Raw genomic sequence first — 25,500 nt, 5'->3', positions numbered from 1 at the left:
TATGCAAATTGATATTTATGATTTTGACAAAACAATAGTGCCGTTTGACAGCGGTACGCTGTTTTTTGTGTATTGCATGGTGCATTATCCGTGGTGTATGATTATTTTGCCGCTTGTTGCGATTTCAGGACTTCTTATGGGGCTCGGTATAATCAGATTTACGCTGTTCAAACGCACTTGTTACCTTTTTTTGCCGCTTATTCCAAAGGAAAAGGCAGTCAAAAAGTTTTGGGACAAGTATATAAAAAAAGTACACCCGTGGTTTTATGACAGAAAAAGATACAGCATTGTCATCAGTGCAAGCCCTGATTTTCTGCTTGGCGAAATTGCAAAAAGGCTCAATTTTGATGAATTGATATGCACACGCCACAATCCTAAAACAGGTGTTATAATAGGCGAAAATTGCAGGGGCGAGGAAAAGGTACGCCGACTTTATGAGATACATAAGCCGGAGGATTTGGAAATTGAGGATGTTTATTCCGATTCTTACAGGCACGATAAGTACATTTTTGCACTTGCAAAAAATCAATGCTATCATATAGAACACGGAGAAAAGGTTCCGTTTGATTACGAAGAAGTTTATTCAAAATAGAAACGAGAGTTGTTAATGAAAAAATTTGCAGATATATTTTTGGTATTTTTGCTTGTTGTTTGTGCGGTGTTTTCTTCATATTTAGTGTCCGAAAAGGCGGTAAAACATGACAGAAGCTCTGCCGTGCAAACCACTGCAACAAAGCTTGCCGTTACAGAAAAAGGCAGCGACAGAACTCTGCTTGTTGAAAATAACAAAAGGGATTATCACTTTTACAAGCAGGACAACGATGTTATTATGGTACATAACGGTGTGGAGTACACATTTGAAAATTGGAGTTCTTATATCGATGTTGAAAAGCCAAAGCTTTATTTCAGGCAGCTTGATAAGGATGAGCCTCTTGAAATGATTATAAAGCTTGTAAGTGATGTCAACGACGACGGCACTTATGTTTACGGTGTTTATGTTATCAATGAAATTGCAAGAGAAGACGGCACAATTAAGTACACCGTCAACGCAATGACCCGTTCAACGACAAAGCAAATTATTGATGACAAGGTTAATATAGAAATTAGCCAGTCACCTGTATGCAAAAAAATCGGTTATGTTGCTCTTTATTATGTTTACAACGAGATGGAATATGACCGTGAAACAGGTGTTCCGCAGGGATATTATCGCTCGTTTAAAACTTTGCAGGATGAAAACGGCGATTATCTCACTGTTGATACTTGGGAAAGAGGTGCTGCCGAATATACGGTTGAGGACAACGGTATATTTGTTTCGTTCCCGATAACAATAAAATATAAAAATACCGATGTTGTGCAAGATGCCGGATATGTAAAATGTATGCTTTCGGTAAGCAGTACTAACCAAACATATGTTGTTAACAAAACAATGACTTTTAAGCCTAATATGGAATACGGTGCATATAACTATGACTATGACGATAAGGAATGGAAGTCGGTGTGCAAAAACGCCAATTCTTCCACAGACGGCGACAAGGTTATAGATTATATTCAGTATGATATGGAAGTTAAATCAGACCTGGATACCGATGATTTTTCAAAAAATACAAGTGATTTGAATAAATTGTCAAAAATTACCGTGCAGCAGGACGGGGTTGTTCTTTATGCAAAACAGGGCTTTAAATTTAAAAAGTCGCTTATCAAGAGCAATGAATTTTCTGTTCCTATGACAATTACGGATGGTGAGTCAAACAACTTTGATGTTTCATATACGGCTACACTTTCGCATAGTTCAAATGGTGCGGAAATTTTAACCGTTAAGTTTGATCAGCCTTATAAGAGGGATAATATAGATAAGATAAAAATTAATTTCGGAGTTAGGTAATATGAATAATGTTAAAGATATTGCAATTACAACCGATTCCACTTGTGATTTGCCGCAGAGGCTTATAGATGAAAATGATATAACCGTTGTGCCTCTTACCGTTCTTTTGGGTGATACGGTGTATCGTGACGGTGTTGATATTAAACCCGATGATGTTTATTCGTTTGTTGAAAAAACGGGCAAACTTCCAAAAACTTCGGCAGTAACTCCTGCAGAATACTTTGAGGTTTTTAAACAGCTGACCGATGAGGGCAAAAAGGTGGTGCACATCGGATTTTCTTCGGGACTTTCGTCCTCGTTCCAAAATGCTTGCGTAGCGGCAAGTGAGTTTGACAATGTTTTTTGCGTTGATTCAAAAACACTTTGTGCAGCACAGGGACTTTTGGTTCTCAAGGCTTGCGATTACCGTGCAAAGGGTATGGATGCAAAAAAAATAGCCGACAGGGTTACAAAACTTGTGCCAAAAGTAAGTGCAACTTTTGTTCTTGACGGACTTGAATATCTTCACAAGGGCGGCAGATGTTCGTCTGTTGCAAGGTTCGGTGCAAATGTTCTCGGAATTAAGCCGTCAATCGCCGTTGACAATCAAACCGGCAAACTTGAGGTTTCAAAAAAATACCGAGGCAAAATCGAACTTGTTTACAAGCAGTATATCGCCGACCGTATGAACGAGATAAAACGGATTCAGCCCGACCGTGTTGTTATTGCAGAGAGCGGCGGAGTGTCGCCGCAAACAATAGCTTTTGCAAAGGGCGTAATCGAGGGCAAGGACAAGTTCAATCAAGTGATTGTGGCAGATGCGGGCTGTACTATTTCATCTCATTGCGGACCTAAAACATTTGCAATATTTTATATCAAAAAATGATTGTAAACACTTATTATATATAATGTAATTAATATTATGGCACTTAAAGAAGAAATTTTGAATTATTTGTCCGAACACAGCGGAGATTATGTCAGCGGCGAGGAGCTTGCACAAAATCTCGGCAAAAGCCGTGCAGGCGTGTGGAAAGCCGTCAAGGCACTTCAGGCGGACGGTTACACGATTACAGCAGTTACAAATCGTGGATATATGTTTGATGCAAATAACGATATTTTAAATGAAAACGAACTTAAAAAGCATATAGATTTTGATTGCAATGTGGCTTTTTACAAAAGCATAGATTCCACAAACAACGAGGCAAAGCGTATTATCACCGACGGTGACACAAAGCCGCTTCTTGTTGTGGGCGAGGAGCAAACGGCAGGCAGGGGCAGACAGGGCAAGAGTTTTTATTCTCCGGCAAAAACGGGGATTTATATGAGCCTTGTCGTTCACCCTATGGCAAAACTCCAAAATGCCGTAACGGCTACAACCGCCGCTTCGGTTGCCGTGTGCAAGGCTATTGAAAAGCTGACCGATATCACTCCGCAAATCAAGTGGGTGAATGATGTTTATGTTGACGGCAAAAAGATTTGCGGCATATTGACCGAAGCCGTAACAAATTTTGAAACGCAAACGGTTGAGTCGGTTGTGATAGGCATAGGGGTTAATCTCAAAACTCACAGCTTTCCGTCGGATGTGCAAAATGCGGCGTGCCTTGAAGCACCGGTCAAAAGAGCCGAGTTTATTGCAACCGTTGCAAACGAGCTCAACGGAATCGTAACGGGTGATTACAGTGCGTTTATTGATTACTACCGTTCTCACAGTATGATTGTCGGCAAGGATATTAATTTTATCAAAAACGGAATTGTCACTCCTGCAACTGCGGTAGGCATTGATGATGTCGGCGGACTTGAGGTTGTTCTCTCCGACGGCACTCACGATGTTCTCCGCTCGGGCGAAATCACTGTCAGGACAAGATGACATTTTTGAACCGTATCAAAATTATCGTAGGGGCGAACTGTGTTCGCCTCTCAGACTGTCGATAAAGCCCCTGAACCACGCCAATAAAATAAACTAACCGCTTAATGCCTCCCTTGTGTAAAGGGTGCGGGTCTCCTGTGGAGACCTCTGCATTTTAATGCAGAAGCACTGACCGAACCGGCAGGTGAGACGGTGGCAACACAAAGTGTTGACGGAGGGATTGTAAAAGTGCCACAAACATCGAATTTGCGGCACTTTTGGCGTTTTTCGTTTTTTGCTCAGTCGAGGTACCATCGTACATCTTCCTTCGCAAGAAAACGAAATTCAGAACCTTTCTCAACAGCTTACGTTGCTTTCGGGCAAAATAAAAAAACGCATCCGATTTGGGAAGAATGCGTTTTTTTATTAATTATTAAATATAGTATTGTCAACGCAATACTGCGAAACCAAGATCAATCGCTCCGGCGAGAATTCGTGAGGTTTTTTGCATCCCTAAAGTTTCTGTAAACCAAAGGATGATAAGCGCTATAAGGATTGCAATTATAAGTGCTTCTTTGCTCATAACCCACCTCCAAAGGATCGATAATATTATTATATACACTTTTGATGAGAAAATCAATAGTAATTTTAAGTATTTTTAATATTTTTATATAAAATAATTGTTGAAAAAAGTTTGGCAATGCTATATAATGAGTGATGTATGAAATTTTATACGGAGGATATTGTTGTATGGATACTATAACATTGGCAACAGGCATTGTTGCGGACAGGTCTGTAACCTTTACCGTAACTGTTATCGTTGCCGGAATCGGAATTGTTCTTTGCACACTTCTTGTATTAATCGGTGTTTTCTATGCATTCGGTGCAATCGTGTCGAAGTCGCAGGCAAAGACAAAGAAAAATGAAGCTAAAAAAATGCAAAGTGCCATGGAGGCGGATTTGTCAAAGGCAAAACCGGCGGCTCCTGCTCCCGTAAGTGCACCTGCTCCCGTTGTTGAAGAAGGTATAAGCGGTGAAGTTGTTGCGGCAATCAGCGCAGCCGTTTATTCAATGGAGGGCAGTTCTGCGGTTATTCGCAGCGTAACAAGAAAAACAAGTCCTATTACCACCCGTAACCCTTGGGCACAGGCGGCTGTTGCGGACAATACCAGACCGTTTTAAGGAGGACAAACAGGCTTTATGGAAATATTACAAGGTGTATGGGAAGTAGTTAAAAGTATCCTTGTTAACAGCGGATACGCTTACTTCTTTACCGCAGACGGCGGATACAAAAACTTAATTATGCTTATTGTTGCTTTCTTCTTCCTTTGGTTGGGAATTAAGAAAGGCTTTGAACCTCTTTTGATGATACCTATCGCATTCGGTATGCTCCTTGCAAACCTGCCGGGCGCAAACCTTGCCGTACAGTATCACGATTTGCAGGGATTTATTGATTTGGTAGCCGGCAGAATGACAGATGCGGCAGGCAACACGCTGACGCCGGGTCTTATGGACTTCCTTTACTTTGGTGTTAAAGCGGGTATTTATCCTCCGCTTATCTTCCTCGGTATCGGTGCTATGACCGACTTCAGCTCACTTATCGCAAACCCGTCATCATTTATTCTCGGTGCTGCGGCTCAGCTCGGTATCTTCGTTGCTTATGTTATTGCCATTGTTTTGGGCTTCGACCCTCAGCAGGCAGGCTCAATCGCTATCATCGGCGGTGCAGACGGACCTACGGCTATTTTCGTTACATCAAAACTTGCTCCGGCAATGTTGGGTACAATCGCTGTGGCGGCATACAGTTATATGGCGCTTGTACCTGTTATTCAACCGCCTATTATGAAGGCACTTACAACCAAAAAAGAGCGTAGCGTTGTTATGGGCACACTTCGTCCGGTTTCAAAGCTTGAAAAGATTTTGTTCCCGATTATGGTAACGGTTATCGTTTCGCTTCTTCTTCCGGATGCCGCAGTTCTTGTAGGTATGCTTATGCTCGGTAACCTTCTTAAAGAGAGCGGACAGACAGAGCGTATCGCAAAGGCGGCTCAAAACGAACTTATGAATATCGTAACAATTCTCTTGGGTCTTTCGGTAGGTGCAACAACATCTGCTCAGTCATTCCTCAACCTCAATACTTTGAAGATTGTACTTCTCGGTCTTATCGCATTTGCATTCGGTACAGCCGGCGGCGTACTCTTCGGTAAGTTGATGTATGTTATCACCAAGGGCAAGATTAATCCGCTTATCGGTTCGGCAGGTGTATCTGCGGTTCCTATGGCGGCTCGTGTGTCACAAAAGGTCGGTCAGGCAGAAAATCCTTCAAACTTCCTTCTTATGCACGCTATGGGTCCAAATGTATCGGGCGTTATCGGTTCAGCCGTTGCCGCAGGTATTTTGCTTACCCTTCTCGGTTAAATTAAACACAATACAATGATTATAAATAGAGGTGGCGCATATGTTCCACCTCTGTTTTTAACAGTAAAAGGATATTTATTATGAACAAAGACGCAGTAAAGCCAAATCGTGAGCAACAGCAGGTTATCGACACTGTTGACGGACCTGTGCTTGTTGTTGCAGGTGCCGGTACGGGCAAAACAGCAACTGTTGTAAAGCGAATTGAACATATAATCAAAGACGGCTATGCCCGTCCGTGGCAGGTGCTTGCAATCACCTTTACCAACAAGGCGGCAGGCGAACTCAAAGAAAGACTTGAAAACACTATCGGACCTGAGGCAAACGACATTTGGGCACAAACTTTTCACAGTATGTGCAGCCGTATGCTTCGCCGCTTCGGTGACAGGCTCGGTTATACCCAGCACTTTACAATTTACGACACCGACGACCAAAAGCGTGTTATGAAGCGTGTGCAAAAAAATCTCGGCATTGATGACAAGTTCCTAAATCACCGTGCGATTTTGACGGAGATAAGCCGTGCAAAGGACAGTCTTATCGACCCGAGAGAATACAAGCACACCAATCAAAACGATTTCAGAAAATCAAAGATTGCCGAATGTTACCGTGATTATCAGCAGGAACTTTTGCGTTCGGACGCAATGGATTTTGACGATATGATTTTCAACACGGTTCGACTTCTCAAGGAAAATCCCGATGTTTTGGAAACTTATCAGCACCAATTCAAGTACATAATTGTTGACGAGTATCAGGACACTTCTTATGCACAGTATGTGCTTACTTATCTTCTTGCCGGCAAATATCACAATATTTGCGTTGTAGGTGACGATGACCAAAGCATTTACCGCTTCAGAGGTGCTACAATCGAAAATATTATGCGTTTTAAGGAAAGATATGAGGACGAGGGCGTAAAGGTAATTCAGCTTCAACTTGCCGAAAATTATCGCTCAAAGCAAAATATTCTTGACGCCGCAAATGCTGTTATTGCCAACAACAAAACAAGGCTTGCCGACAAGCGACTTCGCTCATATGCAGGCAAAGACGGCGACAAAATTGTGCTTTATACCGCAAATAACGAGCTTGACGAGGCACAGTTTATCATCGACCAAATCAACGAAAATGTTAAAAACGGAATGAGCTACAAGGACCATGCGGTGCTTTACCGTATGAATGCACAGAGCCGAAACATAGAAATTATGATGGCAAAATCAGGTATTTCTTATCGAATTATCGGTGGCAACCGTTTCTTTGACCGCAAGGAAATCAAGGATATTGTGTCGTATTTTGCACTCATCAACAACACAGCGGACAATGTTCGACTTCAGCGTATTATCAACACACCAAAGCGTGGCATAGGCGATACTATGTTCAATTATATTTTGGAAATTGCTGCCGCAAACAAAATGACGGCTTTTGAGGTGTGCGAGCAGGCGGACGAGTTTGCAAAGACACAGAGAAGTGCAAACAAGCTCAAGGCGTTTTGCAATATGATTAACGGCTTCCGTGAGGATTTAGAGGACGGAATGAGCGTTAACGATTTGCTTCAGGAAATTTTGGAGCAGACCGAGTATTTTGCATATCTTGAGGAGGATGACCCTACAAAGTCAGACGACAGAAAAGCAAATGTTCAGGAACTTTCGTCAATGTTTGTCAAGTATCAGGAGGAGGACGAAAACTTCACTCTCCAAACCTTCCTTGAGGATGTTGCCCTTGTGTCGGACATTGATTCGTACAATGAGGATGAGGACAGCGTTGTGCTTATGACTTTGCACTCGGCAAAGGGACTTGAATTTCCTGTTGTTTTCATTCCGGGTATGGAGGAAGGTATCTTCCCGGGCAACCAAAGTATGTACAGCGATGAGGATTTGGAGGAAGAACGCCGCCTTGCTTATGTCGGCATTACCCGTGCGAGAGAGAAGCTTTATCTTGTATCTGCCCGTCAGCGTATGCTTTACGGTACAACAAACAGAAATATGCTTTCTCGCTTCGTGGGAGAAATCCCGACCGATATTTGCGAGGATAAGACGGTAAGAATGCAATCGACCTTCGGCACTTCCGCCGGCGGTTACGGCGACCATTTCGGCTCACCGGCAAAGCCGCACAAGTACAGCAGGTCAACTCCTATCGGTGACGCAAAACGCAGTTCTACGGCAGCTCACGCATTCGGTCAGGTAGGCGGTGCAAAGCCGCAGGCAAGCGGTGTTTCTTATGCGGTGGGCGATACGGTTCGTCACGCTTCATTCGGCACAGGCGTTGTTATTTCTGCAAAGCCTATGGGCAATGATATTCTTATGGAAATTGCGTTTGATAAGGCAGGCACCAAAAAACTTATGGCAAATTATGCAAAATTGCAAAAATTATAATTGATTTTTGAAGAATGATATATAATTCCCGTTTGACGAATTGTGTCGAACGGGTTTTTCTTATTAATGTATATAATTTATATATTATAATATATAGGGCAAAAAGTCGGTTAAAAAACAAGGCGAAAAAAGCGAAAAGTTTGTGAAAAAGTTATCAAGCGGATGTTTTGCGCAATTCTATATATGGACATAAAAACCTTAAAAATTCAAAAACTATACCATATATAGAAGTTGCCAAATTTTGGAAACGCAAAAATGTTACAAAATCGTAAGGTTTTGTAAAAAGTTCGTCACCTTTCCCAAATATTCAATTTAGTATGGTAAAGCGTAAAAGTTCAAAACCACAATATATGGACATTTTAAAGGTTACAATAATATTACGGCTGTAACTATTTGTTGATGTTGCACAAAAAATTATATAGTTCAAACTTGACTCATTGTGAAAAACTGCTATAATAGGCAACGTTCGTGACAAACTGATATTAGGCGGTGCGGAAATATTCGGCACAACTGCCAATTCACTTGTTAAGATAAAAGGAGATTTAAGATGACTAACCAATCATTTGCAGGTAATCGTTCTTTAAGAACAATCCTGACAATAGTAATTGCGCTTGTACTTCTTATTACAACGTTTGCCGGCACAGCATTTGCACAAACTTCGGACGAATACAGTGTTGACATTACAGACGGTTCAAGAAGCATTGCCGTTACTACAACTGAGACGGAACCTATCGAGATTCTCAAATCCGCAGGTATTACATTATCTGCCGGCGATAAGCTGGACATTACCGATTTTAAAGAATCGGAAGGCGGTAGTATTGTAGTAAACAGATTGAGCACTATTTATGTTGAATTTGACGGCAACATTACAGCGTATCAAGTTTATTCGCACACAATCGGCGACGCTTTTTCACAAATCGGATTAAGCATTAAAAGCAATGACCAACTCAATTACAGCCTTAATACCGAAATTACCGACGGTATGGTAATTAAGATTAATGAGGCTCAGTATGTAACGCTTGAAGCAGACGGCAACGAAACAAAGTATGCCTTGACAGACGGTACTGTTGCAGACCTTATCAAAACAGCAGGCGTAAAACTCGGCAAGGATGATTACACCGAGCCGTCACTCGATACAAAGCTTGAAAAAGACCTTGTTGTAAAGGTTAAAAGAGTTGAGTACAAAACAGAAACAGCAACCGAAACGGTTGAATATAAAACAATAAAAATTAAAGACAACACCATTGAAGAGGGCAAAACAAAGGTTCTCAAAGACGGTGAAAACGGTGAAGCCAAGGTAACATATTCAGTTAAATATGTTAACGGCAAGAAAAAGGAAAAAACCGAAGTATCAAGAGAAGATACAAAATTTGTTACGGACAAAGAAGTTGCCGTAGGCACAAAGACAAAGGAACAGGCAGCCAAAGAAGCTGTTAAGTCCAACGGCGTCAAGAGTGCAAAGGGCTACAAAGTAGGTCAGGTAATTGAAGGCAGATACAGCCATTATTGTGCCTGTGCCGTATGCAACGGCAATTCAAGAGGCGTAACCTCATCGGGCAAAAAGATTTCCAACGGAATGGAAAATCCGTATTATGTTGCTTGCAACTGGTTGCCGCTCGGTACGGTTATCAGCGTGGACGGTACACTTTACACGGTAGCAGACCGTGGCGGAAGCGGCTTGTCACGAAAGGGCAGAATCGATATATTCACTCCGGAAGGTCACAGCGAGTGCTACAAGCTCGGCGTCGGTTCATGCACAATAGAGATTGTTCGCCTCGGTTGGTAATCTGACCACAAAAAAGCACTTAAAAAATTAAATAAACAAAAGACGGTTGAGTACCGCTTGTATTTAAAAATCCTGTATGCTGTCGGCATACGGGGTTTTTTGTTTTTTGGATGTTAATTAATTGATTTTTTTGTTGAAATACGGCAAAAAGTGTGATAACATAGCAAAAAAGGAATAAATGTTTTCACAAGGAGGAAAGAGTCAGATGGATAAAAGAATTGTGAGAACCAGACGAGCAATTTTAGTATCTGTTTTGGAACAAACAAAAGATAAAGATTTAAATGAGGTTCGTGTTGTAAAAGTATGCGAGGATGCAGGAATTAACAAAAGTACATTTTATCTTCATTACAAAAGCATTGATGAATGTGTAAAAGCTATTTTGGAAAATTTGGTGTTGTCTGTGGCAAATTTTGCAGCAACGGTTAATTGTCAGCAAGCACACATCAATCCGAGTACGGTTGTAAACGATATTATTAATCAAATTACAACAAATCAAGATATTATCGAAAAGTTTAAGCACAGCAGACTTGCCGGTCCTATAACCGAAAGATTGCAAAAAACCGCTATCGAAACAATTTGCGTCAACAACAATATTCAGCCCGGTACGGTTGATTTTGCAAGAGTTTCTCTCTCTGTTTATGCTGTTACGGGCGTGGTGCTCAATGCGGATGTAAAAAATAATAAGGATATTATTTTTGCAGCCCTTTCGGATATGATCAGAAAGTACTGATTAAACGCAAATATATTTTAAAATAAATAATCACCTGTTTTATCGGAAAAATAAAACGGGTGGTTTTTATGTTTTACGCTTTTTATGATGAAATAAAAAACATCTCGCTTGACGAAGCGAAAATTTGCGATTTTGTACTCGGTTATATAAGCTCGTATGAATTTGACAATGTATGCAATGCTTTTGATTTGCCTAAAAACCGAGTGGAAACTTTGGGTTATTACAAATACGGCGAATGTGTTTGCGTGTGCCTTGACAAAATCAAAATATATATTCGCCACGGTTTTGTTATTATTGTGTGCGACAATCCAAAGGAAAAACTTCCGATTTTTCACAATGTTCTCTCAAAACTTGACAGCACGGATGCCGGCAGAGCAAAAATTATTTATACCTTTATTGATGAATTGCTTACCGAGGAGGCGGGTATTCACGCCGAATTTCAAAAAACGCTTGCGGTCCTCGAAAAGCAAATTCTTGATGACAGACAGAGTGAAAACCTAAACCGTGTTTTGTATTGCGAAAAACAAAAATGTATTTCAAAAAGCAATTACTATTCTAAGGTGCAAAATATAATTGAGGAACTCAAAGATAACGATTTTGACCTTTTTGACGATGATGAGATGAAATATTTTGATAATTTGTCTAATAAAATCACAAGGCTTCGTGATGATGTCAGGACGATTATAGACAGCATTGTACATTTGCGTGATGCTTATCAATCCGCAATAGATTTAAAGCTCAACAACACTATGAAGCTGTTCACCGTAGTTACGGTTATATTTGCACCGCTCGGATTTATTACCGGCTGGTTCGGTATGAATTTTAAAAATATGCCTCTTGTGTCCTCACCTTACGGTGTGGCGGTTGCAGGTGTTATTTCGGTTGCCGTAACGGTCGGTATGATTTTGTGGCTCAAATTCAAAAGGTGATATTCGGTGTTCTCTCGGCATAAAATTTTACGGTGATTTTATGAAGAAAAAAGAGAAATTTAACGGCACTGTTGTAGGCTATTGCGAATGTCCGCATATTCATCTTGTCGGCTCGTCACAGTGCGTTGTTGACGGCTTAAAGGGCATATGCGAGTACAGCCGTGACAAAATAAAAATCAATCTCGGCAAATACTGCCTTGAGATTGTCGGCTCAAATCTTTGCATAAACGAGTTTTCGCCCGAGGGTGCGGTAATCGAGGGTGATATTTTATCCGTGGAGTATTGCAGTGATTAATCAAGTCGTTAATTGGCTTACGGGTTATGTTGAGTTCTCTTTTTCGGGCGGCTTTGCAAGCGATTTTTTGGACGAATGTTATCGCTTGCATCTTAATATTTATGACATTAGGTACAAAGATGTGCTTGTTGCCCGTTGCCCTGTTGCGGCATATAAATATTTGTACAAAATCGCTCACCGTCACGGCGGAAAAATCAAAATATCTAAAAAGTGCGGTTTGCCGTTTTGTTTTTCAAAAATTCTTGTCCGCCCGGGTTTGGCAGTAGGTTGCGTGCTGTTTGTTGCACTTTTTTGCTTTTTGTCGGGCTTTGTGTGGAATATTGAATGTGTCGGCAACAAAACTATTGAGGACAGCAGAATAGAAGCGTTTTTGGATAAGCAGGATTTTCGTATCGGCACTCATTGGAATGTTAAGGAAAAGCAGAAAATTGAGGATTTGATGCTTGCGTCTTTTGATGAAATTGCGTGGGTGCACATCAATCGTGTGGGCACAACTGCCCGTGTGGAAATTCAGGAGGCAACGCCAAAGCCCGATATTGAAAGCAAAACATATACAAACCTTACGGCAACAAAAGACGGCGTTATTGTGTCTGCTATGGTGCGTGACGGATGGCAGCAGGCTTTTGTCGGCGACAGCGTTACAAAGGGCACGGTTCTTGTGTCGGGTGTTTATACCCCCGAAAAGAAAAAAGAAAACTTTTTTGCCCATGCAAGCGGAGATTTTATTGCAAGGGTAAACGAAAAGTTCACCTTAACTGTCAGCCGTGAGCAATGCCGAAAAGAATACACCGCCGAAAAGGAGTACAGGGCAATATCTTTTTTCGGTTTGTATCTTCCGCTTTATATCGGCAAAATTCCCAAAGAAAATACGGAAATCGAACGGCATAATATTTATTTAACGATTAATAAAAAGCCTATTCCGATAGGTACGGTCAAAACCTATGTCAAGGCTTGCAATATTTACACCGTTACGCTGTCGGATAATGAGTTGTTAAAGCTTACAGACAGTTTGATTGAACAAAAGCTTAGTGCAAATTACGGCAAAAATAATGTTGTTTCAAAGGATATAAAGGTCGCTTTGAATTCAAATTCGGCGGTTGCAAGCGGCAGAGTTGATGTTTTGGAGAATATAGGAGAAGAAGTACGCTTAATTTCAAAAAAGCCGAAACAAAGTAAAAAAACCGCCAATTAGCGGTTGAATATGCTTTTGTGTTGTGCTAAAATTAAAGGGAATTAAAACAACGGAGGATTAGCGTATGCAAATGACATTTCGCTGGTTTGGTAAAGAGAAGGATACTGTTTCTCTTGAACAAATCAAGCAAATACCAAATGTAGTCGGCGTTGTGCCTGCACTTCACGATTTGCCTGCCGGTGAAGCGTGGACCATGGACAGGGTTCAGGCAATGTATGATGAAATCACCGCTGCCGGGCTTACTATGGAGTGCATAGAAAGTGTAAATGTGCACGAGGATATTAAAATCGGTCTGCCGACAAGAGATAAGTATATCGAAAATTACAAAGAGTCTATTCGCAATCTTTCAAAGGTTGGCGTAAAGGTAATTTGCTACAACTTTATGCCTGTTTTTGACTGGACGAGAACAGACCTTTATATGCCTTTGCCTGACGGCTCAACCTGCCTTTGCTATGACGGCAAGCAGGTAGAGGGCAAGTCACCCGAGGATATGTTTAAAGAGATTGACGACAACTCAAACGGCTATGCAATGCCGGGTTGGGAAACCGAGCGTATGGGCGAAATCAAAGAGCTTTTTGAAAAATACAAGGATGTCACTGCGGACGATTTGTGGGCAAACCTCAAGTATTTTCTTGAAGCGATTATGCCTACCTGCGAGGAATGTGATGTCAAAATGGCAATACATCCGGATGACCCGCCGTGGAGCATTTTCGGCCTTCCGAGAATTATCACAGACAAGGCGGCTGTTGAAAAGTTGCTTGCAATGGTGCCGTCAAAGTACAACGGCTTAACTCTTTGCACAGGCTCACTCGGTGCAAGCCCAAACAATGACATGGTTGAAATTATCAAGGCGGCAGGCGACAGAATTTATTTTGCTCATCTTCGCAATGTTCAAATCAACAATCAATGGTTCAACGAAACCGCACACGAAAGCAATGCAGGTTCGCTTGATATGTACGAGATTGTAAAGGCTTTGCAGGAGGTCGGCTTTGACGGATATATCCGCCCTGACCACGGCAGAATGATTTGGGGCGAAGTTGCCCGTCCGGGTTACGGACTTTATGACAGAGCACTCGGCGCATGCTATCTCAACGGTCTTTGGGAAGCTGTGGAGAAGTCGAGAAAATAAACATCAATTCAAATACAGAGGACAATAAAATGACACATGAAAATTTAAAAGGCAGAGTTGCGGTTGTAACAGGCGGCGGCGGAGTTCTTTGCGGACAGTTTGCAAAAACTTTGGCAAAACAGGGCTGCAAGGTTGCCGTTCTTGATTTAAACGAAGAGGCAGCACAAAAGTGTGCCGATGAAATCACCGCAGACGGCGGCGTTGCCATTGCCGTAGGCTGCAATGTACTCAATCAGGAGTCAATGCAAGCCGCAAGAAAAACGATTAACGAAAAGCTCGGTACCTGCGATATTCTTCTCAACGGTGCCGGCGGCAACAATCCAAAGGGCACAACAACAAAGGACACTTTGGAGCAAATCGACCTTGTTCAAAAGGACGAGAATGTAAAAACTTTCTTTGACCTTGATGCAGACGGAATTTCGTTTGTATTCAATCTCAACTTCCTCGGCACTCTTATTCCTACCCAGGTTTTTGCAAGAGATATGGTGGAAAAAGAGCACGCTTGCATCGTTATGATAACATCAATGAATGCGTTCAGACCTCTCACCCGTATTCCTGCATATTCTGCGGCTAAAGCTGCTGTAAAGAACTTTACAGAGTGGATGGCTGTTCACTTTGCCCCTATGGGTATCAGAGTAAACGCAATCGCTCCGGGCTTCTTCTCAACAAAGCAAAATGCCGCTCTTCTTTGGAATGAGGACGGCACTCCTACCGCCCGTACAGGCAAAATTCTTGCCGCAACTCCTATGGACCGCTTCGGCGAGCCCGAAGAACTTGACGGAACACTTCTGTTCCTTTGCGACGAGGCATACAGCGGATTTATCACAGGTGTAAATATACCCGTTGACGGCGGCTTCAACGCATATTCAGGCGTTTAAAAACGGTCAAATTCGGATTTTTGCAAAACAAAAAAGGTTGGGAAATCCCAACCTTTTTTCTGTTTTGCAATAATGTTTTATTTATAAAGCGGACCGTATGTTTTGCAAGCTTCGTAATCTGCTGACTGAACATCGTCTGTGCCGAATGCTGCCCAGCATTGCGGACGGAAAATTCTGTCGTCAGAAACATTGTGCATATTTACAGGAATGCGAAGCATTGAAGCGAGCGTAATGAGCTTGTCGCCTACATGACCGTAGATTGTTACGCCGTGGTTAGCACCCCAATTTGCCATAACGCTGTAAACATCCTTGAATGCACCCTTGCCTGTGAGGGTCGGAGCAAACCAAGTTGTAGGCCAAGTCTTGTCTGTACGCTGATCAATAGTGTTGTGGATTTGGTCAGGGAGGTCAACCGTGTAACCTTCTGCAAGTTGAAGAACAGGACCGATACCGTCAACAATGTTGATACGGAGCATTGTTACAGGCATTTCTGCCTTGCAACGGAAGTGTGATGAAAATCCGCCGCCACGGAAATATTCGTAGTTTGCTCTGCACCAATCTGTTGCATCAATGCAAGCCTTGATGTCGTCCTCTGTCATCTTCCAGAACGGTTTCATACAGCCTTCGCCGTTTTCGTTCTTTGAAGCACCGCAGCCGTCAAGAGCAGTTGCACCCGAGTTGATGAGGTGGATAAAGCCGTCTTTTGCAACGCCGTCAGGACGCATACCTGTTACACGCTCGCAAGCGTCAGGGCTCCAATATGTACGAACATCGTGGAAGCAAGGAGCCGTGTCCGAAACAAGAGTGCCGAGAATCATTGAAGCACCGTTGAGTGTGTCGTTTTCTGTTGCGAAAGGAGTAGGCATCTTCTTGCCGTTCCAGTCGAATGTTGAAGCCATAATAGCCTCTGTAAAGTCTGCGTTAGGAAGCCAGTCTGTCCAGTTTCTCTGTCCCTGGAAACCGCCTGCAACAGCGTTTTTGCCGAGTGCTTCCTCGTGCCAGCCCATTTCGTCAAGCTTTTTGTTGCCGAAAAGAATGTCACGAACGATAAGCGTCATCTTTGTGATGAACTCCCAATCCTTGTCAGGAGAAACAACTTTTGACTTTCTGATGATTTCAGGCAAGTCCTTGCCTGCGTTTACATCAAAGCCTTCCTTGCAGTTGGCCTTTACCCAAGCAATAGCCTTGTCGTATTCGTCGTGGTCGTAGATTTCAAGTGTAATTCTGCGTACGATTTCTGTCATATCAACCCACTCAGGACGGATGCCGAGATACTTCTGGAAGAAATCAGCATCACAATATGAGCCTGCGATACCCATTGCGATACCGCCGAGGTTTACATATGACTTGTTCTTCATCCAGCCAACAGATACGGCACATTTTGCAAAACGCAAAATCTTTTCCGCAACATCGGCAGGGATTGATTTGTCGTCCATATCCTGAACATCGTGGCCGTAAATTGAGAATGCAGGCATACCCTTTTGTGCATAAGCAGCCATAACGGCGGCAAGATAAACCGCACCCGGTCTTTCTGTGCCGTTGAAGCCCCAAACAGCCTTGATTGTTTTTGGATTGTTGTCGTATGTTTCCATACCGTAGCACCAGCAAGGAGTTACGGAAAGAGTTGCAACAACATTTTCTGTTGAGAACTGCTCCTCGCAAGCAGCAGCTTCTGCTCCGCCGCCGATAGTTGTGTTGGATACTACGCACTGAACAGGTGTTCCGTCAGGATAGCAAAGATTTTCTTCAATGAGTTTTGCGGCAGAAGTTGCCATACCCATTGTTTGCTCTTCAAGGCTTTCACGCACGCCGCCCCATCTGCCGTCGATTACAGGACGGATACCGATTTTAGGATAATTCATAAAAATTTACTCCTTTACAAATTTATTTTATAGCGTTTAAAAATTTTTCGTAAGCCTCCTCAAAACTTTGAGGATTGATTGGCTTGTACTCTTTTAGATTTTCCTGTGATTTTATGATTGCTCTGCCGGCATTGACATCCTCAATATCGCCGAGTGCGATAAGCTGAAGAATGATGTTGCCGAGAGCGGTCGCCTCTGTCGGACCTGCAACAACAGGCAAATTGAGGCTGTCGGCTGTCATCTGACAAAGGAAGCTGTCCTTTGTGCCGCCGCCGAGGAGATGAAGCACATCAAAGCGTTTGCCCGTGTTTTCTTCAATCTGCTTGATTGCAAAACGGTATTTCATTGCAAGGCTCTCGTAGATACATCTAACCAACGCACCGTCCGATTGAGGCTCGCCCTGACCCGTCTTTTTGCAATAATCACGGATTTTTTTAGGCATATCCTTTGGAGAAGCAAAGATGTCTTCGTCCGGGTCAATGAAAAATTCAAACGGTTTTTCGTTCCTTGCAAGCTGTTCCATATCGTTATAGGAATAGTCTTTGCCATCTTCTCTGAAATTGCGTCTGATTTCCTGAATCAGCCACAAACCGCTGATATTTTTTAGATAATTGATTTTGCCGTTTGCACCGAGTTCGTTTGAAAGTTCGTCTTCCATACTCTTTTGAGTGAGAATCGGCTCGTCACATTCACAACCGATGAGCGACCAAGTTCCGCAAGAGAGGAACGCCGGCTCTTCGCCGTCAACGCTCGGCATTGCACAAACGGCACACTGCGTGTCGTGGCCTGCAACTTTGATGACCTTTATGCCGTTGTATTCGCCTGCAACTGTTGCACTTTCAACGATAGGCGGAAGCATATTTTTGCTCTTGCCCGTGAGTGCAAAAACATCCTTTTGCCACTCAACATTATTCAAATCAAGCATTTGGGATGTTGAGGCGATTGTTTGCTCCGCCGTTTTTGCTCCGCAAAGTGCATAAGCAAACAGGTCGGGCATAAACAGGAACATATCGGCGCTGTCGTTTTCCTCTGTCAAAAGCTGAAAGAGGGTGTTAATCGGCATAATCTGATTGCCTGTTTTTTCGTACAAATCCGTTTGAAAAATGCTCTCAAATATTTTTTGCGGTGCGTCCGTTGTTCTGCCGTCACGGTAGCAAATCGGTAAATCGGCAATTTCGCCGTCGGCGTTTACAAGTCCGTAGTCAACGCCCCAAGTGTCAAAAGCAAGAGAGTCCGCATTGTCGGCAAGTTCTATCGCCTTTTTTACTTCGCCGAGCAGATACGGAAAATCCCAGCGGAGATGCCCGTCTTTTTCGGTGAGAACATTGTCAAAACGGTGAACCTCGTTGTACTCGATTTTGCCGTTTTTGTATTCGGCAAGGATTGCCCTGCCCGTTGACGCACCAAAGTCGAATGCTAATACTCGGCTCATACTGTTACTACTCCTTTTTTGAGCAAAACATTTGCGTAAATTGCGGTTTCGCCTGTTGCGATGATGAGATAAGCGTTCTTTGCTCTTTCATAAAAAGCAAAACGCTCTGTCATTTCAATATCGTGATGGTCAGGCTCGTATTTGTTTAAAAGCTTGTCGTACTCTGCCCAAATTGCAGGAGTCGGCGTGTTGTCACCCTTAACAACTTCCATAAGCGCAACAGGCTTTTCGGTGTATGTATCAAGCGGAATAAGCGACAAAACAGCGTCCAAAACATCGGTTGTTGAATGACCGTCCGCACGAACAACGATTGCGTTTTTGCCAACGCTTTCGCAAGGGAAATTGCCGTCTGCAATTACAAGTTCGTCACCGTGTCCCATCTCGCAAAGAGCCTTGAGGAGTTCGGGTGAAACGATAGGATTGATACCTTTGAGCATAATCAGTCCTCCTTTTTGTGGAGCATTTCGTCCTCAGGATTGAATACCTTATAGCCAGGATGACGACCTGTGATTCTGTAATAGCTTCTGAGGTCGATGAGCTTTTGGATGTTTTTGTGGTCGATGTCGTGGCTTCCGCCGAGAATAACGGCATTGATTGTGATTTTTGCCCAAAGTTCAAGGCTTTCCATTCTGTAAAAAGCTGTGATTACATCACTGCCTACTGCAAGAGCACCGTGGTTTTCAAGAAGCATAACATCGTGCTCCTCAAGATATGGCTCGATTGCATCGGGAACTTCCGTTGTTGACGGAGTGCCGTACGGTGTGAGAGGAACTGCACCGATTGCCGCTACATCCTCAATCATATTGTACATATCCATTGCTTTGTGAGCCACTGCAAAGCCTGTTGCTCCCGGTGGGTGTGCGTGGATTACGCTTGTTACATCGGGTCTTTTGTCGTAGCAACGAAGGTGCATTTTGATTTCGCTTGACGGACGAAGTCCCTCTGCCGCTTCAAGCACATTACCCTCTCTGTCGATTCTGATGAGCTTGTCGGGAGTGATGAACGACTTGCTCATACCCGTAGGTGTTGCAAGGATTGTGCCGTCCTCAAGCAATGTACTTACATTGCCGTCGTTGGCAGCAACCCAGCCGAGTTGCCACATCTTATGGCACACATCACAGATTTGCTCTTTGATTGTTTCAATATCCATAGTTAAATATTCCTTTCAATAATACTATATTTTTATTATATAGTTGATTTTTATCTAAAACAAGGTGTATAATGATAAGTAGTAGGACAATATTGACATTTTAGGTGAAATTATGCGATATTTAGGCTATCAGGAAAATCAGGCGCGCGGCACTTTTGGATTTCCCATACAATTATATTATGTAGACATCAAACATCCGCAATACGAAATGCCGTTTCACTGGCATATGGAATGTGAGCTTATTCTTGTGCTTGACGGCAAACTTCATCTGACAATCAACGGCACGGTATATACCTTGCAAAAAGGGCAGAGTGCGTTTATCCCCGGTGAGTTTATCCACGGCGGAACGCCCCAAAACTGCATATACGAATGTGTTGTTTTTGATATTGAGCGGTTTTTGGCTCAATCTCCGCAATGCCTTGAAAAATATAATTCGTCGCTTGACAACGGCGGCGTGGGTGAAATGATATTTGACGGCACATCAAAATGCGGAAAAATCATTGACGAACTTTTTGTTAATATGGAAAAGGAAGGCTCAACTTATACTTTTACAACAACAGGACTTTTGTGGCAGTTCATCGGAGAAGTGCTTGAGCAAAAATCTCCCTGCCGAACGGACGATTTTGACACGGTTTACCGCAAAAACAAGCAGATAAAACGGGTGCTGACAAAAATCAGAAACGACTATTCAAAGCCGCTCACCCTTGACGATTTGGCAAGAGAGGCTCACCTCAATTCGCAATATTTTTGCCGAGCGTTCAAGGAACTTACGGGCAAATCACCGATTGATTACCTCAACTATTACCGCATTGAATGTGCGGCGGAGCAACTCAGACTGCCCGATTTGTCGATAACGGAAATTGCGTTGTCGTGCGGTTTCAACGATTTGAGCTACTTCAACCGAATGTTCAAACGCAGAAAAAATATGACACCGTCACAATACCGAAACAAAATAATGTAGGGGCATTACTTAATTTGTTTTAAAATCGTAGGGGCGGATACCATCCGCCCGCCAAACAATTTTCGTAGGGGCGAACTGTGTTCGCCTAAAAAAGGAGATGTTTTTATGAAAAAATTATTATGCGTACTTATGGCAACGGCAATGATTTTCACCGTCTTTTCAGCCTGCTCAAAGCCGACTGAAAACGACGAACCGACCACCGAAGCACCAACTGCCGCTCAATCGGGCTTCAACACCGACACCGAGGGACTTATGACGCCCGATGAGATTATGAATGACGCATCAACCGTTGATTTGAATCACTATATGGAGGTTGAGGGGCTGAAAAAAGTTGAGGAAAAAGATGACGAATCAGCCACAGGAACAATCGATTATTACGACAGAAACGGCGAGATTGTATACAAAAAGTATATCGGATACGGCGAGGATTCTTTTGATTATTACATCAAGTCGAATTCCGGCAAGAGCTTAACCGTTAAATATATTTTGGAAGACGGCAAAACAATTGGTGTAAATGCCGAATGCGAGGACTACACAATCTCTTACAACAAGCTTGACGGCAGTGCAAAATACGGTGCAAATGACATATACATCACTTCGCAAAAGAAGTATGACAGCGATTTTCCGAAAATTGCAGAATACCAATATGACGGCGAAAAATTCAATCTTGTGGGCAACACATTTTACGGCAAAGACGGTTATTGCAGATATTCGTGCACCGATGGCGACAACGACACAAAAGTTGAGGATGAACTTATACTTTTTGAAAAAATCGACATCCCGCAGGTCAACAATGATTTGGCAGAGATGGCAAACGACCACAGGGTTTTAAGTGTTGAGTTCATTGAGGGTCAGCACGCAATCAAATACACAGAGGATAAAAACAGCAAAAAATCGTGGTTTATCGACGGCGAAATATACTTTGTGTTTAACAGCAAAAAAGGTGCAGAGCAATTTGCAAGCAAATACGGCTTGACTGCAAAGAATTCGGAATACAACGACAGATACTACACCTGCACCCTCACCGCTTCAATTCCGATTGACGAGGACTACACCGATTTTTACAGCTTTTCATCGCAGGATTTCAACGACTACATCTTCAGCAGACTTCACATTTCAAACAACGGCACAGTCCTCAACATCACCGAAAACGACACAAACCTTGTGTTTTATTAATACGGTTAACGGCAAAATCATCCACACGGTTTATTAAAGGAGAAAGTTAAGCATATGAATATTGAAATCGGAAAAGGGATGTCAAATATTATATTCGGTATGACGGAAAACGAAGTAATTGCAACACTCGGCAAACCTGATAGAATTATCACATGCAGAGAAGACGGTAAAGAGTTTTTATATAATTCTCTAAAATTAAAACTGTTTTTCGGTTTTGAAGAGGGCAATCGACTTTATTCCATCGAAGTTTTTAAAAAGGAAGTCACTTTTTTGTCAACCGAAGTTATTGGGATGTTGCTTGAAAAACTTTTGTCATTTATGAAAGATAACGGATATGAAAAATACAAAATCAATGATTTTGAAGATTTTGATACAATTTTCTTTGACGAATGCGACACTTCATTTACTGTAAAATTCAACGAAGTTATATCGTTTGAATTTTCACCGTTATTTATTAATGATGAAATTATTTGGCCTAAATAAACAGCTTGATCCTTACGCAATGCACAGAAAGGAGAAAACATAAAAATGAATGTTGAAATCGGAAAAGGATTGTCAAATATTATATTCGGTATGACGGAAAACGAAGTAATTGAAACACTCGGCAAACCTGATAGGGTTATTGCAGGCATTGATGACAACAAAGAGTTCTTGTATAATTTGTTTAAACTAAAATTGATTTTCGATTCTGAAGAAGGCAATCGGCTTTATTCCATCGAAGTTTTCAAAAAAGAAGTCACTTTTCTGTCAACCGAAGTTATCGGAATGTCGTTTGACGAATTGCTGTCTTTTATGAAAAAGAACGGATATGAAGACTACGAAGTCGACAGCTACGATTATTTTGATACGGTTTACTTTGATGACTGCAGCACTTATTTCACTTTGGAATTCAACGAAGTAACATCATTTGATTTCTCACCGTTGTTTAAAAATGATGACGAGATTATTTGGCCCGAATGCAGACCGCAATTTGAATGTTTTGATTAAAGGAGAAAGTTAAGGTTTAATTATGACTTATGCAGAAAAGAAGTGGGGCGATTGCAGTAAGGCGGTCGCATATCAATTCAACTTCGTTAAATTAGTATATGGATATCCCACCGATTGTTATGATGATTATTTCTATCTGTGTCCTAAGTGCAAAAATGAAGTTGAGCAGAAAAAAGACTATGAATATCCGAAATCTTCATTTCCGAAAAACAAGGATTATTATCTTTTAGATACTTATGACAGCGGGGTATCCGAAAAACTAAAAAATGATATGCTTGAATTTGGAATTGAGGAAAGCAATTTCAGACCGATTTATTCAAGAAAGCATAATGAGATTTTAGGATATCAGGTTACACCTAAAAATATGTTGCCTTCAATAACCGAAAATAATGCAGAAAAGCAAATATTTTACTGCGAGCATTGCAAAACCAAAAAGTTCGAAGTTGATGACAGCTATTTTGATACATATAACCGTTTGGGCTGTCCTGTATACATTTCTAAAGAAGCGTTTGACAAAATGGAACATATAAACTGCCTTGACGGTGAAATTGGCTCATATACGGTCATAATTTCTTTGGAATTATATAATTATTTGATTGAAAAATATCCTCGTCTTGAATGCAGACCTGTTTTTATCGGAAATATTAAAGATGACCCTGAATATAAAAGACTAAATCAATCAGCCGTTAAAAATGATTAATTCGGTATTCTGTTAAAAAACATTTGACTTTTTGATTTTTCAGGTGATATAATACAAAGCATCGAGTAGCTAAAAGACAACAAAAACCTCTCATTGCCGTTGTGCGAATGAGAGGTTTTGTTTACTTATTTTCATATTTTTGATTGACTTACCCTATTTAATAGGGTATAATGATAGATGAAAAGAGGGATGTTATGACCCGAGAGTTTATTATGCTTCCTGAATTTGATAAGCAATGGAAAAACATAGGTTTAACAGACAAAGAACTTAAATCACTGCAAGAGGAATTAACAATAAATCCTAACAAGGGCGATTTAATGCAAGGCACAGGCGGACTCAGAAAAATACGAGTTGCATTTGACGGTCGAGGTAAAAGCTCAAGTGCAAGAGCCTGTTATGTTGATTTTGCTGTTTACGAGAAAATATATTTAATTACTGCATATACTAAAAACGACAAAGATAATTTAACCAAGGAAGAAAGAAACGAGGTTAAACAATTAGTCGAATTACTTAAGAAAACTGTTGATAGGAGTTGATTATATGAGCGTTTATGAAAGCATTATTAAAGGCCTTAATGAGGCTATTGATTACGAAAAGGGTCAAGGAACCGCAAAGGTAACAAAATGTACGGTTAACCCTGCTCCGAATTATGAACCTGCCCAAATAAAGGAATTAAGACTTTCTCTCGGAATGACACAATCAACATTTGCCGAAGTTGTCGGCGTATCTCAAAAAACCGTTGAAGCATGGGAAGCCGGCACAAATAAGCCGATTGGCTCGGCACGAAGATTTCTCAGTGTTTTGCAAGCCGATCCGTCAATGCTTGCAAAATGCAATATCATCGTTGCGTAACTTTTATCTTTTAACACTATAATGATAAATGTCAAATTGTCAAAAAATAAAGTAACTGCACTGTTTTTACATTGCAGTTACTTTTTTGGTCGAGGTGACAAGATTCGAACTTGCGACCCCCACGTCCCGAACGTGGTGCTCTACCAAACTGAGCCACACCTCGATATTGATTTGTTACTTGTGTATTATAGCACATAAAATGAAAAAAACAATAGTTTTTTGAAAATTAATTTAATTCGGCTCCTCCTCGGTAAAACGAAGAGAAGCCGTTTTTGTTTGTGTGTTTTGTTTTATTCTTTGCTTTGTGCTTTTGCAAGTTCTTCGGCAAAGGTCATAATTTTGAAGTTGTTTGCGTCTGCGTCGATTTTGTCGGTGAGGAGTTGAACGGTTTCAACAAGTGCCCAGATTTCAGCAACTACAAGACCGAGCCCAAAGAAAAGTGAACCGATGAGTGCAATGAGAAGCTGTGCGGTTGCCTTGCTGTTATTTCCAAGATAAAAATTGTGAATACCGAACGCACCGAGAGTTGCGGCAAGAATTACGGCAACATATTTTTTCTTCGGCTTGTAATCCTCCGGATAATCGGTTGACGGCTCCGGCTTTGCCATTACAGGATTGTAATACGGCACTTGCTGATTAGGGTCGTAATAATTCTGCTGAGGAGCACCGTACATCGGCTGATTGAAGCCTTGCTCTTGATAAATATTTTGATATTCGCCTTGCTGAGGAGCAGGCTCGCTTGGCTGATAATATGTGTTTTCAGGCTGCGGTTGTTCGTTTTGCTGTTCAACTTCCTGAACTTCAACAGGAGCCTCTGTTTCCGGCTGAACCTCGTTTTCAGGCTGTGCCTGTGCTGTTGTTTGAGCATCTTGTTCAACGGTTGTGCAGGTGCAAATTTCACCTTCAAGCAAATCTCTGCCGCAATTAGGACATTTCATAGTTATATCTCCTTTCAA

Annotated in this window: 27 protein-coding genes and 1 tRNA gene; 21 read left to right on the top strand and 7 right to left on the bottom strand. The window is 41.8% G+C overall.

The window, feature by feature from the left end; genetic code table 11:
* The first annotated feature begins 1 nt into the window (after position 1).
* From Q0E08_RS00305 to Q0E08_RS00290, 4 genes are read left to right on the top strand one after another with little or no spacing between them, the layout of a single operon-like run.
* Complete coding sequence (locus tag Q0E08_RS00305) at positions 2 to 592, top strand: haloacid dehalogenase-like hydrolase (RefSeq protein WP_294774833.1); 591 nt, start codon at positions 2 to 4, stop codon at positions 590 to 592.
* 15 nt (positions 593 to 607) lie between these two features.
* Positions 608 to 1,882 carry a hypothetical protein gene (locus tag Q0E08_RS00300; protein WP_294774830.1) on the top strand — a complete coding sequence of 425 codons (1,275 nt, stop codon included), beginning with the start codon at positions 608 to 610 and terminating at the stop codon, positions 1,880 to 1,882.
* A 1-nt stretch (position 1,883) separates the two neighbouring features.
* Positions 1,884 to 2,747 carry a DegV family protein gene (locus Q0E08_RS00295; RefSeq protein WP_294774827.1) on the top strand — a complete coding sequence of 288 codons (864 nt, stop codon included), beginning with the start codon at positions 1,884 to 1,886 and terminating at the stop codon, positions 2,745 to 2,747.
* A 36-nt stretch (positions 2,748 to 2,783) separates the two neighbouring features.
* Positions 2,784 to 3,728 (top strand): biotin--[acetyl-CoA-carboxylase] ligase, encoded by a 945-nt coding sequence (locus tag Q0E08_RS00290; protein WP_294774824.1) that lies wholly within the window; start codon positions 2,784 to 2,786, stop codon positions 3,726 to 3,728.
* A 427-nt stretch (positions 3,729 to 4,155) separates the two neighbouring features.
* On the opposite strand, the gene Q0E08_RS00285 is transcribed toward Q0E08_RS00290, so the two are convergent.
* Positions 4,156 to 4,290 (bottom strand): hypothetical protein, encoded by a 135-nt coding sequence (locus tag Q0E08_RS00285; protein WP_273339237.1) that lies wholly within the window; start codon positions 4,288 to 4,290, stop codon positions 4,156 to 4,158.
* Between the two features lie 167 nt (positions 4,291 to 4,457).
* On the opposite strand from Q0E08_RS00285, the gene Q0E08_RS00280 reads away from it, so the two are divergent.
* From Q0E08_RS00280 to Q0E08_RS00235, 10 genes are all read left to right on the top strand, one after another.
* The gene (locus tag Q0E08_RS00280; RefSeq protein WP_294774820.1) at positions 4,458 to 4,889 is read left to right on the top strand and encodes an OadG family protein; all 432 of its coding nucleotides are present in this window, start codon (positions 4,458 to 4,460) and stop codon (positions 4,887 to 4,889) included.
* Positions 4,890 to 4,907: 18 nt separating this feature from the next.
* Positions 4,908 to 6,125, top strand: a complete 1,218-nt coding sequence (locus tag Q0E08_RS00275; RefSeq protein WP_294774817.1) for a sodium ion-translocating decarboxylase subunit beta — start codon at positions 4,908 to 4,910, stop codon at positions 6,123 to 6,125.
* Between the two features lie 80 nt (positions 6,126 to 6,205).
* Positions 6,206 to 8,485 (top strand): ATP-dependent helicase, encoded by a 2,280-nt coding sequence (locus Q0E08_RS00270; RefSeq protein WP_294774814.1) that lies wholly within the window; start codon positions 6,206 to 6,208, stop codon positions 8,483 to 8,485.
* A 547-nt stretch (positions 8,486 to 9,032) separates the two neighbouring features.
* On the top strand, positions 9,033 to 10,271 hold the full coding sequence (locus tag Q0E08_RS00265) for a 3D domain-containing protein (RefSeq protein WP_294774811.1): 1,239 nt from the start codon (positions 9,033 to 9,035) through the stop codon (positions 10,269 to 10,271).
* Positions 10,272 to 10,476: 205 nt separating this feature from the next.
* On the top strand, positions 10,477 to 11,001 hold the full coding sequence (locus Q0E08_RS00260) for a TetR/AcrR family transcriptional regulator (protein WP_294774808.1): 525 nt from the start codon (positions 10,477 to 10,479) through the stop codon (positions 10,999 to 11,001).
* Between the two features lie 68 nt (positions 11,002 to 11,069).
* Positions 11,070 to 11,930 (top strand): CorA family divalent cation transporter, encoded by an 861-nt coding sequence (locus Q0E08_RS00255; protein WP_294774806.1) that lies wholly within the window; start codon positions 11,070 to 11,072, stop codon positions 11,928 to 11,930.
* A gap of 40 nt (positions 11,931 to 11,970) precedes the next feature.
* On the top strand, positions 11,971 to 12,225 hold the full coding sequence (locus tag Q0E08_RS00250; protein WP_294774802.1) for a YabP/YqfC family sporulation protein: 255 nt from the start codon (positions 11,971 to 11,973) through the stop codon (positions 12,223 to 12,225).
* Complete coding sequence (locus Q0E08_RS00245) at positions 12,218 to 13,417, top strand: sporulation protein YqfD (protein ID WP_294774799.1); 1,200 nt, start codon at positions 12,218 to 12,220, stop codon at positions 13,415 to 13,417. The genes Q0E08_RS00250 and Q0E08_RS00245 overlap by 8 nt, the downstream gene beginning before the upstream one ends.
* 64 nt (positions 13,418 to 13,481) lie before the next feature.
* Complete coding sequence (uxuA, locus tag Q0E08_RS00240) at positions 13,482 to 14,546, top strand: mannonate dehydratase (RefSeq protein ID WP_294774796.1); 1,065 nt, start codon at positions 13,482 to 13,484, stop codon at positions 14,544 to 14,546.
* Between the two features lie 29 nt (positions 14,547 to 14,575).
* On the top strand, positions 14,576 to 15,424 hold the full coding sequence (locus Q0E08_RS00235) for an SDR family oxidoreductase (RefSeq protein WP_294774793.1): 849 nt from the start codon (positions 14,576 to 14,578) through the stop codon (positions 15,422 to 15,424).
* 77 nt (positions 15,425 to 15,501) lie between these two features.
* On the opposite strand, the gene Q0E08_RS00230 is transcribed toward Q0E08_RS00235, so the two are convergent.
* From Q0E08_RS00230 to Q0E08_RS00215, 4 genes are read right to left on the bottom strand one after another with little or no spacing between them, the layout of a single operon-like run.
* Positions 15,502 to 17,286 (bottom strand): L-fucose isomerase, encoded by a 1,785-nt coding sequence (locus Q0E08_RS00230; RefSeq protein ID WP_294774790.1) that lies wholly within the window; start codon positions 17,284 to 17,286, stop codon positions 15,502 to 15,504.
* Between the two features lie 22 nt (positions 17,287 to 17,308).
* Positions 17,309 to 18,718 (bottom strand): rhamnulokinase family protein, encoded by a 1,410-nt coding sequence (locus tag Q0E08_RS00225; RefSeq protein WP_294774787.1) that lies wholly within the window; start codon positions 18,716 to 18,718, stop codon positions 17,309 to 17,311.
* A complete protein-coding gene (locus Q0E08_RS00220; RefSeq protein ID WP_273430608.1) occupies positions 18,715 to 19,155 on the bottom strand; it encodes an RbsD/FucU family protein in 441 nt (146 codons plus the stop codon). The genes Q0E08_RS00225 and Q0E08_RS00220 overlap by 4 nt, the downstream gene beginning before the upstream one ends.
* 2 nt (positions 19,156 to 19,157) lie before the next feature.
* On the bottom strand, positions 19,158 to 19,868 hold the full coding sequence (locus tag Q0E08_RS00215; protein ID WP_294774780.1) for a class II aldolase/adducin family protein: 711 nt from the start codon (positions 19,866 to 19,868) through the stop codon (positions 19,158 to 19,160).
* Positions 19,869 to 19,980: 112 nt separating this feature from the next.
* Here Q0E08_RS00215 and Q0E08_RS00210 point away from each other — a divergent pair, with 112 nt between their 5' ends.
* From Q0E08_RS00210 to Q0E08_RS00180, 7 genes are all read left to right on the top strand, one after another.
* Entirely contained in the window at positions 19,981 to 20,829 is an 849-nt protein-coding gene (locus Q0E08_RS00210) for an AraC family transcriptional regulator (protein WP_294774777.1), read from the top strand.
* A gap of 105 nt (positions 20,830 to 20,934) precedes the next feature.
* Positions 20,935 to 22,005: a hypothetical protein gene (locus Q0E08_RS00205; RefSeq protein WP_294774775.1), complete on the top strand. Its 1,071-nt coding sequence runs from the start codon at positions 20,935 to 20,937 to the stop codon at positions 22,003 to 22,005.
* Positions 22,006 to 22,059: 54 nt separating this feature from the next.
* A complete protein-coding gene (locus Q0E08_RS00200; protein ID WP_294774772.1) occupies positions 22,060 to 22,488 on the top strand; it encodes a hypothetical protein in 429 nt (142 codons plus the stop codon).
* Positions 22,489 to 22,533: 45 nt separating this feature from the next.
* Entirely contained in the window at positions 22,534 to 22,992 is a 459-nt protein-coding gene (locus tag Q0E08_RS00195; RefSeq protein ID WP_294774770.1) for a hypothetical protein, read from the top strand.
* A gap of 22 nt (positions 22,993 to 23,014) precedes the next feature.
* A complete protein-coding gene (locus Q0E08_RS00190; protein WP_294774767.1) occupies positions 23,015 to 23,692 on the top strand; it encodes a hypothetical protein in 678 nt (225 codons plus the stop codon).
* Between the two features lie 170 nt (positions 23,693 to 23,862).
* A complete protein-coding gene (locus Q0E08_RS00185) occupies positions 23,863 to 24,228 on the top strand; it encodes a type II toxin-antitoxin system RelE/ParE family toxin (RefSeq protein ID WP_294774765.1) in 366 nt (121 codons plus the stop codon).
* Between the two features lie 4 nt (positions 24,229 to 24,232).
* The gene (locus tag Q0E08_RS00180; RefSeq protein ID WP_294774762.1) at positions 24,233 to 24,544 is read left to right on the top strand and encodes a DNA-binding transcriptional regulator; all 312 of its coding nucleotides are present in this window, start codon (positions 24,233 to 24,235) and stop codon (positions 24,542 to 24,544) included.
* A gap of 86 nt (positions 24,545 to 24,630) precedes the next feature.
* Here the strand turns inward: Q0E08_RS00180 and Q0E08_RS00175 are convergent.
* A tRNA-Pro gene (locus Q0E08_RS00175) sits at positions 24,631 to 24,707 on the bottom strand.
* Positions 24,708 to 24,834: 127 nt separating this feature from the next.
* Positions 24,835 to 25,482 carry a TM2 domain-containing protein gene (locus Q0E08_RS00170; RefSeq protein WP_294774757.1) on the bottom strand — a complete coding sequence of 216 codons (648 nt, stop codon included), beginning with the start codon at positions 25,480 to 25,482 and terminating at the stop codon, positions 24,835 to 24,837.
* Positions 25,483 to 25,500 lie beyond the last annotated feature (18 nt).

It is taken from the genome of uncultured Eubacterium sp., assembly GCF_934561735.1.
Taxonomy (GTDB): domain Bacteria; phylum Bacillota; class Clostridia; order Oscillospirales; family Acutalibacteraceae; genus Eubacterium_R.
The sequence above is the reverse complement of the archived record's forward strand: the minus strand, read 5'-3'. Positions and strand labels throughout refer to the sequence as shown.

Bases quoted from the DNA above. Each gene is read 5' to 3' on its own strand.
- Q0E08_RS00195 (WP_294774770.1), top strand. From the start codon at position 22,534: ATGAATGTTGAAATCGGAAAAGGATTGTCAAATATTATATTCGGTATG.
- Q0E08_RS00235 (WP_294774793.1), top strand. From the start codon at position 14,576: ATGACACATGAAAATTTAAAAGGCAGAGTTGCGGTTGTAACAGGCGGC.
- Q0E08_RS00285 (WP_273339237.1), bottom strand. From the start codon at position 4,290: ATGAGCAAAGAAGCACTTATAATTGCAATCCTTATAGCGCTTATCATC.
- Q0E08_RS00260 (WP_294774808.1), top strand. From the start codon at position 10,477: ATGGATAAAAGAATTGTGAGAACCAGACGAGCAATTTTAGTATCTGTT.
- Q0E08_RS00295 (WP_294774827.1), top strand. From the start codon at position 1,884: ATGAATAATGTTAAAGATATTGCAATTACAACCGATTCCACTTGTGAT.
- Q0E08_RS00225 (WP_294774787.1), bottom strand. From the start codon at position 18,718: ATGAGCCGAGTATTAGCATTCGACTTTGGTGCGTCAACGGGCAGGGCA.
- Q0E08_RS00255 (WP_294774806.1), top strand. From the start codon at position 11,070: ATGTTTTACGCTTTTTATGATGAAATAAAAAACATCTCGCTTGACGAA.
- Q0E08_RS00250 (WP_294774802.1), top strand. From the start codon at position 11,971: ATGAAGAAAAAAGAGAAATTTAACGGCACTGTTGTAGGCTATTGCGAA.
- Q0E08_RS00265 (WP_294774811.1), top strand. From the start codon at position 9,033: ATGACTAACCAATCATTTGCAGGTAATCGTTCTTTAAGAACAATCCTG.
- Q0E08_RS00230 (WP_294774790.1), bottom strand. From the start codon at position 17,286: ATGAATTATCCTAAAATCGGTATCCGTCCTGTAATCGACGGCAGATGG.
- Q0E08_RS00180 (WP_294774762.1), top strand. From the start codon at position 24,233: ATGAGCGTTTATGAAAGCATTATTAAAGGCCTTAATGAGGCTATTGAT.
- Q0E08_RS00270 (WP_294774814.1), top strand. From the start codon at position 6,206: ATGAACAAAGACGCAGTAAAGCCAAATCGTGAGCAACAGCAGGTTATC.
- uxuA (WP_294774796.1), top strand. From the start codon at position 13,482: ATGCAAATGACATTTCGCTGGTTTGGTAAAGAGAAGGATACTGTTTCT.
- Q0E08_RS00220 (WP_273430608.1), bottom strand. From the start codon at position 19,155: ATGCTCAAAGGTATCAATCCTATCGTTTCACCCGAACTCCTCAAGGCT.
- Q0E08_RS00210 (WP_294774777.1), top strand. From the start codon at position 19,981: ATGCGATATTTAGGCTATCAGGAAAATCAGGCGCGCGGCACTTTTGGA.
- Q0E08_RS00305 (WP_294774833.1), top strand. From the start codon at position 2: ATGCAAATTGATATTTATGATTTTGACAAAACAATAGTGCCGTTTGAC.
- Q0E08_RS00205 (WP_294774775.1), top strand. From the start codon at position 20,935: ATGAAAAAATTATTATGCGTACTTATGGCAACGGCAATGATTTTCACC.
- Q0E08_RS00290 (WP_294774824.1), top strand. From the start codon at position 2,784: ATGGCACTTAAAGAAGAAATTTTGAATTATTTGTCCGAACACAGCGGA.
- Q0E08_RS00275 (WP_294774817.1), top strand. From the start codon at position 4,908: ATGGAAATATTACAAGGTGTATGGGAAGTAGTTAAAAGTATCCTTGTT.
- Q0E08_RS00280 (WP_294774820.1), top strand. From the start codon at position 4,458: ATGGATACTATAACATTGGCAACAGGCATTGTTGCGGACAGGTCTGTA.
- Q0E08_RS00200 (WP_294774772.1), top strand. From the start codon at position 22,060: ATGAATATTGAAATCGGAAAAGGGATGTCAAATATTATATTCGGTATG.
- Q0E08_RS00170 (WP_294774757.1), bottom strand. From the start codon at position 25,482: ATGAAATGTCCTAATTGCGGCAGAGATTTGCTTGAAGGTGAAATTTGC.
- Q0E08_RS00300 (WP_294774830.1), top strand. From the start codon at position 608: ATGAAAAAATTTGCAGATATATTTTTGGTATTTTTGCTTGTTGTTTGT.
- Q0E08_RS00190 (WP_294774767.1), top strand. From the start codon at position 23,015: ATGACTTATGCAGAAAAGAAGTGGGGCGATTGCAGTAAGGCGGTCGCA.
- Q0E08_RS00215 (WP_294774780.1), bottom strand. From the start codon at position 19,868: ATGGATATTGAAACAATCAAAGAGCAAATCTGTGATGTGTGCCATAAG.
- Q0E08_RS00185 (WP_294774765.1), top strand. From the start codon at position 23,863: ATGATAGATGAAAAGAGGGATGTTATGACCCGAGAGTTTATTATGCTT.